Raw genomic sequence first — 13,517 nt, forward strand, 5'->3', positions numbered from 1 at the left:
GCCGCCTGGGGGAGCGGGCCGAGCTTGTGGTCTAACGCGGCACCGCCTGGGCCGGGGCGCGGGCGGCCTCGGCCAGGCGGGCGGCGACGGCAGCGTGGTCGGCGGCGATCAGGCCGACGGTCACGCGCAGGTGGGGTGAGCCGGGGCCGACCGTGAAGGCGGCGCCGGCCGCCGCGGCGATGCCGGCGCTGGCCAGCGAGATCAGGGCGGCCTGCTCGTCGGCCACCGGCAGCCACAGGTTCAGGCCGTCGCCCGGCGGCAGGGACAGGGCCGAGGCGACGGCGCGGCGGCGGGCCGCGTACGTCGTGCGGGCGTGTTCCACCGCCGCGATCGAGGCCGGGTCGGTGAGCAGGGCCAGCAGCAGGTGTTGCAGCAGGCGGCTGGTCCAGCCCTGGCCGAGCAGGCGCCGCTCCAGGATCGGGTCGAGCACGGCGGCGGGTGCGCCCACGGCGGCCAGGCGCAGGTCGGGGCCGTGCGACTTCGAGAAGCTGCGCACGTGGATCGTCTGGCGCGGCAGGTGCGATCCGAGCGAGAAGAGCTCCGCCGAGGACACCTCTCCGGCGGAGTCGTCCTCCACGGCGTACACCTGAGGGGTCTGCGCAAGCACCGCGGCGAGGGAGGCGGCCCGCGAGCCGGACCACGACGCACCTGTGGGGTTGTGGGCGCGCGGTTGCAGGAAGACGGCGGTGGGCCGGTGGGCGAGGGCCGCGGAGAGCTCGTCCGGGCGCATGCCCTGCTCATCGGTGCCGGCCCCGATGACCTGGACCCCCAGGGCCTCGAGCAGGTCGAGCAGGGGCGGGAAGCACGGGTTCTCGACGACCGCGCGGTCGCCGAGGCGCAGCAGGGCCGACGCCACGTGGTCGATCGCGTCCATGGCGCCGTCGAAGATCGCCAGGCGCTCGGGCGGGTAGGGCCAGCTCTGGCGGAGCAGAGCCGCCAGCGCCGGCAGGACCGGCTCGTCGAGGTAGCTGGTTGGCGCGGGGGAGAGGCCCGCCAGAGGCGGCAACAACGGCAGAAGCGACGCATCGGGTACGCCGGTGGAGAGATCCAGCGGGAATCCGGAGCGCCCGCGCAGCGCCGCCCGGTAGCGGCCGGGCCCGCTGAGCCGGTCTTCGGCGACGATGGTGCCGCGACGTCCGTCGGTCCGGATGGTTCCGGACCGGCGCAGGAGCTGCCAGGCTGCGCTGACGGTCGTCGGCGACATCTGAAGGGCGACGGCGACCTTGCGTACGGGAGGAAGCCTGGCCCCTGGGGTCAAAGCCCCGTCACCCACGGCGCGTCCGATCGCTTCGGCCAAGCCCCGTGCCGAGACATCGACCAAGCGATGTTTCACCTCATCAAGCACTTTGTGACAGTACGATTCGGCCATTGTTCGGTCCAGAGGTGTTACGTAATCTCCGCTCATGATTCGTATCGCGCACTGGATCGGTGGCGCCGAACGGGCCGGCACGTCCGGCCGGGTCGGCCCCGTCTTCAACCCCGCCACCGGCGAGCAGACCGGCGAGGTCGACCTCGCCTCGGCCGCCGAGGTCGCGGACGCCGTCGCGGTCGCCAAACAGGCGGCCCGGGACTGGCGCTCGGCCTCCCTGTCGAAGCGCTCGGCGGTGCTGTTCAAGTTCCGCGAGCTGCTCGCCGCGCACTCGGGCGACCTCGCCGCGATCATCACGAGCGAGCACGGCAAGGTCCTCTCCGACGCCGCCGGCGAGGTCGCCCGCGGCCTGGAGAACGCCGAGTTCGCCACCGGCATCCCGCACCTGCTGAAGGGCTCCTTCTCGGAGCAGGCGGCCACCGGCGTCGACGTCTACTCGATCCGCCAGCCGCTCGGCGTGGTCGCCGGCATCACCCCGTTCAACTTCCCGGCCATGGTGCCGCTGTGGATGTGCACCACCGCCATCGCGGCCGGCAACGCCTTCGTGCTCAAGCCCAGCGAGAAGGACCCGTCGGCCGCGCTCTTCCTGGCCAAGTTGTGGAAGGAGGCCGGCCTGCCGGACGGCGTCTTCACCGTCGTCAACGGCGACGCGGAAGCGGTGAACGCCCTGCTGACGCACCCGGACATCGCCGCCGTCAGCTTCGTCGGCTCGACCCCGATCGCCAAGTACATCTACGAGACCGGCACCAGCCACGGCAAGCGCGTGCAGGCCCTGGGCGGCGCCAAGAACCACATGATCGTGCTGCCGGACGCCGAGATCGACGCGGCCGCCGACGCCGCGGTCAATGCCGCCTACGGCTCGGCCGGCGAGCGCTGCATGGCCGTTTCCGTGGTGGTCGCGGTCGGCGACGCGGCCGACCCGCTGGTCGACGCGATCGCGGCCCGGCTGCCCAAACTGAAGATCGGCGCCGGCACCGACCCCGAGTCGCAGATGGGCCCGCTGATCAGCGCCCAGCACCGGGACAGGGTGGCCGGTTACGTGACCCGCGGCGTCGAGGCGGGTGCGAAGGTGATCGCCGACGGCCGCGAGGCCGAGGTGCCGGGCGAGGGCTACTTCCTCGGCGTCACGCTGCTCGACAACGTCACGCCCGACATGGAGGTCTACACCGACGAGATCTTCGGGCCGGTGCTGTGTGTGGTGCGCTCGAAGACGTACGCCGAAGCCGTTGAATTGATCAATAACAACGAGTACGGCAATGGCACCGCCATCTTCACGCGCGACGGTGGCGCGGCGCGGCAGTTCCAGTTCGACGTGAACGCGGGCATGGTCGGCGTCAACGTGCCGATCCCGGTGCCGGTCGCCTACTACTCGTTCGGCGGCTGGAAGGCCTCGCTCTTCGGGGACACCCACATGTACGGCCCGGACGGCATCCACTTCTTCACCCGCTCCAAGGTGGTGACGTCCCGCTGGCCCGACCCGGGCACGTCCTCCATCGACCTCGGCTTCCCGACGAACCGATGACCGCCGATTCCGTACGCGCGGACGACCGCGCCCACGTCTTCCACTCCTGGTCCGCGCAGGGGCTCATCAACCCGATGCCCGTCGCGGGCGCGCTCGGTTCCTATTTCTGGGACTACGAAAACACCAAATATCTGGACTTCTCGTCGCAGCTGGTGAATGTCAACATCGGACACCAGCACCCTCGTCTGGTGGCGGCGATCCAGGAGCAGGCGGCGAAGCTCTGCACGATCCAGCCCGCCTTCGCCAACGACAAGCGCGGCGAGGCGGCCCGGCTGATCAGCGAGCTCGCGCCGGGACCGCTCAACAAGGTGTTCTTCACCAACGGCGGCGCCGAGGCCAACGAGAACGCCGTGCGCCTGGCCCGTGGCCACACCGGCCGGCACAAGGTGCTGTCGATGTACCGCAGCTACCACGGTTCCACGTCGACCGCGATCACCGCGACCGGCGACCCGCGGCGCTGGGCGAACGAGCCCACCGCCATCGGGGTCGTGCACTTCTGGGGCCCGTATCCCTACCGCTCGCCGTTCTATTCGGTTGACGCCGCGCAGGAAACGGAGAGGGCGCTCGCTCACCTGCGCGACACGATCGTCTTCGAGGGCGCGTCGACCATCGCCGCCGTGCTCATCGAGACCGTGGTCGGCACCAACGGCATCCTCGTGCCGCCGCCCGGATATCTGGCCGGCGTGCGGGCGCTGTGCGACGAGTTCGGCATCGTCTTCATCGCCGACGAGGTCATGGCCGGCTTCGGCCGCTGCGGTGAGTGGTTCGCCGTCGACCGCTGGGGTGTCACGCCCGACCTGATCACCTTCGCCAAGGGCGTCAACTCGGGCTATCTGCCGCTGGGTGGCGTGGTCATCTCGGACGAGATCGCCGAGACGTTCCGCGAGCGCCCGTTCCCGGGCGGACTGACCTATTCGGGCCACCCGCTCGCCTGCGCCTCCGCGGTCGCCTCGATCGAGATCTTCAAGGAGGAGGGGATCGTCGAGCACGCCCGCGCCATCGGCGACGACGTGATCGCGCCCGGGCTGGCCGCCCTGGCCGCGAAGCACCCGAGTGTCGGCGAGGTGCGTGGCCTGGGCGTCTTCTGGGCGATCGAGCTCGTCCGGGACCGGGAGACCCGGGAGCCGCTGGTGCCGTTCAACGCCACCGGCGCGGCCGCCGCCCCGATGAACGAGCTGGCCGCGGCCTGCAAGGAGCGGGGGCTCTGGCCCTTCACCCACTTCAACCGCGTGCACGTCGCGCCGCCGTGCACGGTGACCGCTGACGAGGTTCGGGAAGGCCTCGCGATCCTGGATGAGGCGCTCTCGGTGGCCGACAGGTATTGCACAGGCTAACCCCGGATTGCGTATCTGGAGCCGGTGCTGAACGCCGGATTCCGTTTCAGGTTTGGAAATTACTTCGGATTCCCTTGTCTTCGGTCCGTCGCATGTGTCAAGGTCCCTCACGTCGATTCGTGTGGGAGCTGTCACAGCGCCTTCCTCGGAGGTCTTATTCAGTGAGTGCCGCTCTGCCCGTTCTGCGCAACTTCGTCGGTGGGACCCACACCGGCAACGTTGACGGGGTCACCTCCCAGGTGATCGATCCCAGCACCGGGGAGGCGTACGCGCTCGCTCCGGTCTCCTCGTCCCACGACGTCGACGCGGCCATGGCCGCGGCCGGCAAGGGGTTCGAGGTCTGGCGGGACGCCACCCCGGCCGAGCGGCAGCGGGCGCTGCTGAAGATCGCCGACGCCGTGGAGGCGCGGGCGGACGAGCTGATCGCCGCCGAGTGCCGCAACACCGGCAAGCCGGTCGAGGCCACCCGGCAGGAGGAGGTCGGCCCGATGGTCGACGAGCTGCGCTTCTTCGCGGGCGCGGCACGCAACCTCGAAGGCAAGTCCGCGGGGGAGTATCTGCGCGACCACACGTCGTACGTCCGGCGCGAGCCGATCGGCGTGTGCGCGCAGATCACCCCGTGGAACTATCCGATGGTCATGGCCGTGTGGAAGTTCGCGCCGGCCATCGCGGCCGGCAACGCGGTGGTGCTCAAGCCGTCCGACACCACCCCGGTCAGCACGTTGCTGCTGGCCGAGATCGCGGCCGAGTTCCTGCCGCCGGGCGTGCTGAACGTGGTCTGCGGCGACCGTGACACCGGCCGCGCCGTGGTCGCCCACCCGGCCCCGCAGCTGGTCTCGATCACCGGCTCGACCCGGGCCGGCATGGAGGTCGCGGTCTCGGCCGCGGCCGACCTCAAACGGGCCCACCTCGAGCTGGGCGGCAAGGCCCCGGTCATCGTCTTCGACGACGCCGACATCGAGTCGACCGCGGCCGCCATCGCCGGCGCCGGCTACTTCAACGCCGGCCAGGACTGCACGGCCGCCACCCGCGTGCTCGTTCACGGGCGGATCGCGAGCGACTTCACCGCCGCGCTGGCCCAGGCCGCGCGCGACACCAAGGTCGGCGCCCCGTCCGACACCGACGCCTTCTTCGGCCCGGTCAACAACGCGAGCCAGCTGGCCCGGGTCCAGGGCTTCCTCGACCGTACGCCCGAGCACGCCGCGATCGTGGCCGGCGGCAAGCGGATCGGCGACCGCGGCTACTTCCTCGAGCCGACCGTCGTGTCTGGACTGAGGCAGCGTGATGAGATGATCCAGGACGAGGTTTTCGGCCCGGTCATCACGGTTCAGGAGTTCGACGACGAGGACAACGCCGTCCGCTGGGCGAACGACGTTCGGTTCGGCCTGAGCGCAAGCGTCTGGACGCAGAACCACGGCCGCGCCATGCGGGTCTCACGGCGTCTCGACTTCGGCGCCGTCTGGATCAACACCCATCTGCCCTTCGTCTCCGAGATGCCGCACGGCGGCTTCGGGCATTCGGGCTACGGCAAAGACCTATCGATGTACGGGTTCGAGGAGTACACCCGAATCAAGCACGTCATGAGCTATCTGGGCTGACACTTTCCACCGGCACCGCCCGCCCACCCCACCGCGAAGAGGAACGCCATGACCACCCCCCAGCACAGCGTGGCCCGTCCCCGGACGACAGCGCCCGCGGCCGGCACGCCGGCGATCGAGTTCGCCGGCGTGCTCAAGAACTATCTGTCGCACGGCGAGACCGTGCCCGCGGTCAAGCGGACCGACCTCGCCATCGCCCAGGGAGAGTTCTTCTCGCTGCTGGGCCCGTCGGGCTGCGGCAAGACCACGACGATGCGCATGATCGCCGGCTTCGAGGAGCCGACGGCCGGCACGGTGTTCCTCGACGGCAAGGACGTCACCCATGTCTCGGCCAACAAGCGCGACGTCAACATGGTGTTCCAGTCCTATGCGCTCTTCCCGCACCTGAACACGTACCAGAATGTGGCTTTCGGTCTGGAACGGAAGAAGACCGGCAAGGACGAGATCAAGCGCCGGGTCGGCGAGATCCTCGAGATCGTGTCGCTGACCGGCATGGAGAAGCGCTCGCCGCGGGAGATGTCCGGCGGCCAGCAGCAGCGCGTGGCGCTGGCCCGGGCCCTGGTCAACCGGCCGCGGGCGCTGCTGCTGGACGAGCCGCTGGGCGCGCTCGACCTCAAGCTGCGCCAGCAGATGCAGATCGAGCTCAAGCGCATCCAGCGCGAGGTCGGCATCACCTTCGTCTACGTCACCCACGACCAGGGCGAGGCACTGACCATGTCGGACCGCATCGCGGTCATGAACGCCGGCGTGATCGAGCAGCTCGGCTCGCCGCGGGAGATCTACGAGAAGCCGGCCAGCCGGTTCGTGGCCGGCTTCATCGGCACCTCGAACATCGTCGACGGCCGCGTCGAGCGCGTGGAGGGCGGGCTGGGGCTGCTCTCGTACACGGCTCAGGATCGCGTGGTCGTGCCGGTGGAGGATGCGGTGCGCTCGGGCGACAAGGTCGAGGTGTCGATCCGGCCCGAGAAGATCGACCTACACCGTGGCGTCCCGCCCGTGACGGCGACCGGCGGCAGTGTGCTGTCGGGCACAGTGACCGAGGTTGTTTATCACGGAACCTCAACGAATTACACCGTAGCCACAGCGGCCGGTGCGGACTTTACTGTCTTCGATCAAAATGCCTCCAACGCCGACGATCTTGCCGACCGCGGCGACCGCGTCTATCTGACCTGGGCCCCCCAGCATTCATACATGATCGGAGTCTGATATGTCCGCGCCGAACTTTTCCGACCCCTCCCTGCTCCGCGGTCTGACCCAGCGGCGGTTCGGGCGTCGTGACGCGCTGAAGCTCTCCGGTCTGGCCGCCTCGGGCGCCGCCCTGGCCGCCTGCGGCGTGCAGGGTAAGGGCACGTCGACGGCGAGCGCCGCCCCCGACGCCATCGCGCAGTACTGGAACGGCAAGGTCAAGAACGGCAACATGCGTTTCGCCGGCTGGCCGCTCTACATGGACCCGAAGCAGCCCGAGCTGAAGCAGTTCACCCAGAAGACCGGCATCACGGTGAAGTACCAGGAAGTCATCCAGGAGATGGGCCCCTGGTTCGCCAAGGTGCAGCCGCAGCTCTCGGCCGGCCAGTCCATCGGCTACGACCTGATGGTCATCACCAACAGCTTCCAGTTCACGCAGTTCCGCGACTCGGGCTTCCTGGCGCCGCTCGACCTGGCGAAACTGCCGAACTACACGAAGAACGCCGCCGACTCGTACAAGAAGGAGGCGTTCGACCCGGGCAACCAGTACAGCATCCCGTGGGCCTCCGGCATGACCGGCATCGCCTACGACCGGTCGAAGACCAAGCGGGACATCACCAAGCTGTCCGATCTGTGGGACCCGGCCTTCAAGGGCAAGATCGGAATGTTCTCCGACATCCAGGAGCTCGGCAACTTCGGCCTGCTGGCGGTCGGCGCCGACCCGGGCAAGTCCACGGCCGACGACTGGGAGAAGGCGGCGGCCAAACTGAAGGAGCAGAAGCCGCTCGTCCGCAAGTACTACGACCAGAGCTACGTCGAGGCCCTCGGCAACGGCGACGTCTGGATCACCCAGGCCTGGTCGGGCGACATCTTCCAGAAGAACCTCTCCGACGGCAGCGACTTCCGGTTCGTGATCCCCGAGGAGGGCGGCACGATCTGGACCGACAACATGACCATCCCGGTCACGGCCGAGAACCCGGTCGACGCCCTCATGCTGATGGACTTCTTCTACGAGGTCCCGATCGCGGCGTCGCTGGCCAACTACATCAACTACGTGTGCCCGGTGCCGGGCGCCCAGGCCCAGATGCGCACCGACGCCGGCAAGCTGACCGGCGAGGACAAGGACGCGGCGCTGGCCGTGGCCAACAGCAAGCTCGTCTTCCCGACCGCTGCCGAGTACAGCAAGCTGCACTACTACGTGGCGTTCGAGACGATCTCCGAGCAGCAGAAGTTCCAGAAGACCTTCGAACCTATCGTGCTGGGATGACATGAAAAACCGCGTAAAACGGCAGCTCGCGCCCTATCTGCTGGTTCTTCCCGGCGGCATCTGGCTGTTGATTTTCTTCGCGGTACCGATGATCACGATGTTGTCGCTCTCCCTGCAGGAGGGCGACATCGTGAACGGCTACCGCTTCACCGGGCACTGGCAGACCTATGTGGACGCGATCTCGTCCTACCAGACGCAGATCGTCCGCTCGCTGATCTACGGCGCGGTCGCGACGATCATCCTGATCGCGCTGGCCTTCCCGGTGGCGTACTGGATCGCCTTCCACGGCGGCAAGCGCAAGTCGACGTACCTCTTCCTGCTGCTCCTGCCGTTCTTCGTGTCGTTCGTCCTGCGGACGATCTCGTGGGGGCAGATCCTGGCCGACGAGGGCCCGGTGGTCAGTCCACTTCGCTCCATCGGCCTGGTCGGCGACTCGTTCCACATTCTGGGCACGTCGTACGCGGTGATCGGCGGCCTGGTCTACAACTTCCTGCCGTTCATGGTGCTGCCGATCTACGTGGCGCTCGAGCGCATCGACCCGCGCGTGGTCGAGGCGGCGCGTGACCTGTACGCCAACCCGGCCGTCACGTTCCGCAAGGTGATCTTCCCGCTGGCCCTGCCCGGCGTCTTCGCGGGCGTGCTCATGACGTTCGTGCCGGCCAGCTCGGACTACGTCAACTCGGCGGTGCTCGGCAGCGCCGGCACCACCATGATCGGCCAGGTCATCCAGGCCCAGTACCTGGTCAACTCCGACTATCCGACGGCCTCGGCGCTCTCGTTCGTGCTGATGGCGGTGCTGCTGATCGGCGTCTTCCTGTACGCCCGCATGCTCGGCACCGAGGACGTCATGAAGGTGGCCGCGCGATGACGACCCAGACTCTCGACCGGCCCACCCAGGCTCCTTCTTTGAAACCGCGGCGGCGCATCACGGGCGCCGGCTTCATGCACGGCTACGTCTGGCTGATCATCGCCTGGCTCGTCCTCCCCATCGCGGTCATGATCGCGTTCGGCTTCAACGACACTCCCGGCCGCTACAACCAGGAGTGGGTGGGCTTCACGTTCAAGTGGTACGGGAAGCTGTTCGAGCTCTCGAACCTCACCCAGGCCCTGGTCACGTCGATCCTGATCGCGATCGTGAGCAGCCTGCTGGCCGGCGCCCTGGGCACCGGCATCGGCTACGCCCTGGGCCGCTACCGGTTCCGGGGCGCCGGCTCCCTCAACCTGATCATGTTCGCCACCATCTCCAGCCCCGAACTGATCATGGGCGCCTCCCTGCTGACCCTCTTCGCCTCGTTGCAGGTGGGCCTGGGCGCCGTCACGATCACCATCGCCCACGTGATGTTCTCCATCTCCTTCGTGGCCACGGTGGTCAGGGCCCGGGTGATGACCCTGGACCGCTCGGTGGAGGAGGCCGCGGCCGACCTGGGCGCCACCCCGTGGGTGACCTTCTGGAAGATCACCTTCCCGATCATCCTGCCCGCCGTCTTCTCCGGCGTCCTGCTGGCCTTCGCCTTGTCGATCGACGACTTCATCGTCACCAACTTCACCGCCGGCACCACGGAGACGTTCCCCTTGTTCATCTGGGGCGCCACCCGGGTAGGCATCCCACCCCAGGTCAACGTCATGGGCACCTTGATCTTCGCCACCGGCGTCCTCTTCGCCGTCGTGACAAACATCCGCTCCCGCCGAACCACCAAAACCGACTGACCCTCGGGGCGGGGCTCAGCCCCGCCCCTCAGCCCGCCGTTCTCGGCCTGTGCTGGCTTCTTCCGCAATCCAGCCCTCCTTCACCCGCCCCCTTCGGCCTGCGCCTCGCTCCGGCGGTCCAGCCATCTTCCAGCGCACTCACCCCTAGCCGCCTCGCGCACATTTCCGACTCTTCGGATATAGGCCAGCGAAAGTCCCGGCTAAGCTCCCGTTGTGGGCGAGCTTCGAGCGGATGCGCGGCGCAATCGGGAGCGAATCATCGACGTGGCCCGTGTGGTGGTACGCGAGCAGGGCACCCAGGCCTCCCTGCGCGACGTGGCACGGCGCGCCGAGGTGGGCCTCGGCACCCTCTACCGCCATTTCCCGTCACGAGACGCTTTGCTCGACCAGTTGATGCGCCGCCGCTTCGACCACTTGACGCTGCGCGCCGCCGCCCTGGCCGAACAGCACGACCCGGGCAAGGCACTGGAGACCTGGCTGATCGAGTTCGCTTACGGCGCCGGCGCCTATCAGGGCCTCCCCGCCTCGATCATGACCACCTTGGCCGACGAGAACTCCCCGCTCTACTCCTCCTGCGACGCCATGCGCGCCGCCGGGGGAGAGCTGCTGGCCGGCGCCCAGAAGTCCGGCAAAATCCGCCCGGACCTCACGGCGTCGGAGCTTTTCGCTCTGGTAAACGCCGTCGCCTGGACTTCAGAAGCGGCCCCCGAATTGGAAGAGCGGGAGCGACTCCTGCAACTGATCGTCGAGGGCCTACGGGTCCAGCCCGTGTAAGCACCGGCCGACTTCCGCGCAACCGGACATATGTCGAGCCTTTTCTCGCGACCCACTTTCTTTCACGAATCCCGAATTTCACTGACGCCCGCGTAACAGCTCTCACGCCCCGGCATTCTGCCGGAGGATTCCATTGCCGAAATTCCCCAAAATCACGCGCACGCGGCCGGATTTCCGGCATCGCGCCGCAGCCAGTCCTCACACTTTCCATTCGGCTGATCGGCTGGAGGACCAGGTGACGCACCGCAACTTCGTCACAAGGCCCCTCATGCGCCCCCAACCGCAGTCGCCCAGCTGAATCGCCGTAACCGCGCGCAGCCTTGAATCCCCACACCATGACGGCGATGGCACGCGCCACCCTCGGCGCCAACCCTCGCACCGCAATGGGAGCCGAAACTCGCACTTCGCTGGAAGCCGGCTTCCTGGTCGTAGAACCTTGCACCGCACTGGTGGCTGGCTCCCGCACCTCTCTGGGCGTAGATCCCTGCACCTCACTGGAAGCCGTCACTTGTGCAGCCTTGCCCTGTGTCTCCTCCCGCGCTGCCGGCAGCGGCTCCCGTTGCGCTGTTGTTCGCAACTCTGTCCGCTGTGACGCCTGGCGGTCGCGCTCCTCGATGCGTAATCGGAAAAGCTTGAAGCCATGACGTTGCGCGAGACCCCACTTGCGGCACCGGTCGAGCTCGCGACGGTCCGCATCGTGCTCGGGCGACCACTTGGGCGAAAGGGTGCGATCCGTCATCGCGGACATTTGCTTACGAGAGAAGAATCCAAGCTGTTGGTATCGCATGACCAATTATCCCGCTGGGCAGCTGGGAAGGCTATCGGGAAGCGATTGTTGATCGTGCCAAACTTCGATGAGCATATCGCCGCACCCGCTATTGCAGCTCTCTGCCCGATATGCTGATTCGGCGAGGTGGTTCGCACTGTAAGAAAAGAAGGGAGTGGGGAAGCGGCCGTGAGAATACGGCCACTTCAGCGCGTATCGAGTTCAGCCCGCCGGCCAGCGCGACGCGGGCCCCCGGGCATGACCCCGCGCCCACCTCCCGAGGGAAGCGATGCTCAGCGCGACGCGGGCGGCCGGGCATGACTCCGCGTCCATCTTCCGTGGAAAGCGATGCTCAGCCCGCCGGCCAGCGTGACCCGGGCGGCCGGGCATGACCCCGCGCCCACCTTCCGTGGGAAGCGGGGCCCAGCCCGCCGGCCAGCGAGCGCAACACCCCGGCCATCTGTCGATGGCTCAGAGGTCCACCCCGGTAAGGACCATGACCCGCGGCTCGGTGTAGTCCTCCATGGCGCTGGCCACCCCTTCACGCCCCGACCCGCTGCCCTTCACGCCGCCGTACGGCATCTGGTCGGCCCGGAAGCTGGGCACGTCGCCGATGATGACGCCGCCCACCTCCAGGCGGCGGTGGGCGGCGAACGCCAGGTCCAGGCGGCGGGTGAAGACGCCCGCCTGCAAGCCGTACGCCGAAGCGTTGATCGCTGACAGGCCTTCTTCGTCGGAGTCGACAGACGTGAGGACCAGGACCGGGCCGAAGACCTCCTCCGCGCACACCCTCGCGTCCGGCGGCACGTCCGTCAGGACTGTCGGGGTGATGGTCGTGCCCGAGCGGGTTCCGCCGGTCAGGATGCGGCCGCCCTTCGTCACCGCCTCGGCGATCCACTCCTCGATGCGGTCCGCCGCCCTGGAGTCGATCACCGGGCCGACGTCGGCCGTCACGTCCAGGGCCTGCACCGCAGCCACCAGCGACGGCGTGAATGCCGACATGTGCCGGGCGTGTACGAACACCCGCTGCACCGCGATGCAACTCTGCCCGGCCTGATAGTTGCCGAAGGTCGCGATCCGCTGGGCCGCGAAGTTCAGGTCGTCCCAGTCCGAGGCGACCAGGGCGGCCGCGTTTCCGCCCAGCTCCAGGGTCACGTGCTTGTGCGGGACCGCGGCCTGGATCGCAGCGCCGACCGGGCCGCTTCCGGTGAACGACACCACCGGCAGGCGCGGGTCGGCGACCAGGTCCGGCATCCGCTCGTTCGGCACCGGCAGCACCGAGAACATGCCGGGCGGCAAGTCCAGGCCGGCCATGATCTCGCCGAGGAGCAGGGCCGTCAGCGGGGTCGCCGGGGCCGGCTTCACGATGATCGGGGTGCCCACCGCCAGGGCCGGCGCGACCTTGTGGGCGACCAGGTTCAGCGGGAAGTTGAACGGGGCGATGCCGAGCACCGGGCCGCGCGGCACACGGCGTACGAGCGCAATCCGCCCTTTCGCCGCCGGATCGGTGTCCAGGCGCTGCAGGTCGCCCGAGAAACGCCTGGCCTCCTCGGCGGCCCAGCGGAACGTCGAGACCGCCCGGTTCACCTCGCCCCGAGCCCATTTGCCCGGCTTGCCGTTCTCGGCGGTGATCAGGGCGGCGATCTCGTCCGCGCGGGCAGCCAGTTGCCGGCTGATCGCGTCGAGGGCGGCGGCCCGATCGGCAGCCGAAAGAGAAGGAGGCGAGGGGAAGCCGGCCGAGGAGGAGCCGGCCGAGGAGGAGCCGCCCGAGGGAAAGCCCGCGAAAGCCGCCGCGGCCGCGACCGCCTCCTCGATCTGGGCCGGAGTGGCGTAGGACGTCGAGCCGACCACCGCGCCGGAGCCGGGATTGCGGACCGTCAGGACATCGCTGCTGGTGGCCGGGCGACCGGCGACGTAGAAGGGGATCACGGGCGCAGCGTACCCAGAGATGTAACACGGAAATAGTTGTCAGGGCTTCCGTTCGCTGCGGAATCA

10 protein-coding genes are annotated in these 13,517 nt (G+C 68.5%); 8 read left to right on the top strand and 2 right to left on the bottom strand.

The genetic code is table 11. The features are described 5' to 3' along the window. Positions 1–31: 31 nt before the first annotated feature. Positions 32–1,405 (bottom strand): aminotransferase class I/II-fold pyridoxal phosphate-dependent enzyme, encoded by a 1,374-nt coding sequence (locus CRP55_RS55650; RefSeq protein WP_342751546.1) that lies wholly within the window; start codon positions 1,403–1,405, stop codon positions 32–34. Here CRP55_RS55650 and CRP55_RS16770 point away from each other — a divergent pair. The 8 genes from CRP55_RS16770 (at position 1,404) to CRP55_RS16805 (ending at position 10,756) form a co-directional block, all read left to right on the top strand. Then, positions 1,404–2,891, top strand: a complete 1,488-nt coding sequence (locus CRP55_RS16770; RefSeq protein ID WP_097320991.1) for a CoA-acylating methylmalonate-semialdehyde dehydrogenase — start codon at positions 1,404–1,406, stop codon at positions 2,889–2,891. The two genes, CRP55_RS55650 and CRP55_RS16770, sit on opposite strands and share 2 nt — an antisense overlap. Continuing rightward, positions 2,888–4,225 carry an aspartate aminotransferase family protein gene (locus CRP55_RS16775; RefSeq protein WP_097320992.1) on the top strand — a complete coding sequence of 446 codons (1,338 nt, stop codon included), beginning with the start codon at positions 2,888–2,890 and terminating at the stop codon, positions 4,223–4,225. Before CRP55_RS16770 ends, CRP55_RS16775 begins: the two co-directional genes overlap by 4 nt. 161 nt (positions 4,226–4,386) lie before the next feature. Next, positions 4,387–5,823 carry a gamma-aminobutyraldehyde dehydrogenase gene (locus tag CRP55_RS16780; protein ID WP_245923063.1) on the top strand — a complete coding sequence of 479 codons (1,437 nt, stop codon included), beginning with the start codon at positions 4,387–4,389 and terminating at the stop codon, positions 5,821–5,823. A gap of 48 nt (positions 5,824–5,871) precedes the next feature. Then, positions 5,872–7,029: an ABC transporter ATP-binding protein gene (locus CRP55_RS16785; protein WP_097320994.1), complete on the top strand. Its 1,158-nt coding sequence runs from the start codon at positions 5,872–5,874 to the stop codon at positions 7,027–7,029. A gap of 1 nt (position 7,030) precedes the next feature. Continuing rightward, a complete protein-coding gene (locus tag CRP55_RS16790; protein WP_097320995.1) occupies positions 7,031–8,275 on the top strand; it encodes a polyamine ABC transporter substrate-binding protein in 1,245 nt (414 codons plus the stop codon). Between the two features lies 1 nt (position 8,276). Continuing rightward, complete coding sequence (locus CRP55_RS16795; RefSeq protein ID WP_097320996.1) at positions 8,277–9,143, top strand: ABC transporter permease; 867 nt, start codon at positions 8,277–8,279, stop codon at positions 9,141–9,143. Next, entirely contained in the window at positions 9,140–9,982 is an 843-nt protein-coding gene (locus tag CRP55_RS16800; RefSeq protein WP_097320997.1) for an ABC transporter permease, read from the top strand. The genes CRP55_RS16795 and CRP55_RS16800 overlap by 4 nt, the downstream gene beginning before the upstream one ends. A gap of 264 nt (positions 9,983–10,246) precedes the next feature. Continuing rightward, a complete protein-coding gene (locus CRP55_RS16805) occupies positions 10,247–10,756 on the top strand; it encodes a TetR/AcrR family transcriptional regulator (RefSeq protein WP_218854554.1) in 510 nt (169 codons plus the stop codon). 1,237 nt (positions 10,757–11,993) lie between these two features. Here CRP55_RS16805 and CRP55_RS16810 read toward each other — a convergent pair. Then, positions 11,994–13,451 (bottom strand): aldehyde dehydrogenase family protein, encoded by a 1,458-nt coding sequence (locus CRP55_RS16810; RefSeq protein ID WP_097320999.1) that lies wholly within the window; start codon positions 13,449–13,451, stop codon positions 11,994–11,996. Positions 13,452–13,517 lie beyond the last annotated feature (66 nt).

Source organism: Paractinoplanes atraurantiacus, from assembly GCF_900215205.1.
In the GTDB taxonomy this organism is placed as follows: Bacteria; Actinomycetota; Actinomycetes; order Mycobacteriales; family Micromonosporaceae; genus Actinoplanes; species Actinoplanes atraurantiacus.

Bases quoted from the DNA above. Each gene is read 5' to 3' on its own strand.
- CRP55_RS16770 (WP_097320991.1), top strand. From the start codon at position 1,404: ATGATTCGTATCGCGCACTGGATCGGTGGCGCCGAACGGGCCGGCACG.
- CRP55_RS55650 (WP_342751546.1), bottom strand. From the start codon at position 1,405: ATGAGCGGAGATTACGTAACACCTCTGGACCGAACAATGGCCGAATCG.
- CRP55_RS16775 (WP_097320992.1), top strand. From the start codon at position 2,888: ATGACCGCCGATTCCGTACGCGCGGACGACCGCGCCCACGTCTTCCAC.
- CRP55_RS16785 (WP_097320994.1), top strand. From the start codon at position 5,872: ATGACCACCCCCCAGCACAGCGTGGCCCGTCCCCGGACGACAGCGCCC.
- CRP55_RS16790 (WP_097320995.1), top strand. From the start codon at position 7,031: ATGTCCGCGCCGAACTTTTCCGACCCCTCCCTGCTCCGCGGTCTGACC.
- CRP55_RS16795 (WP_097320996.1), top strand. From the start codon at position 8,277: ATGAAAAACCGCGTAAAACGGCAGCTCGCGCCCTATCTGCTGGTTCTT.
- CRP55_RS16800 (WP_097320997.1), top strand. From the start codon at position 9,140: ATGACGACCCAGACTCTCGACCGGCCCACCCAGGCTCCTTCTTTGAAA.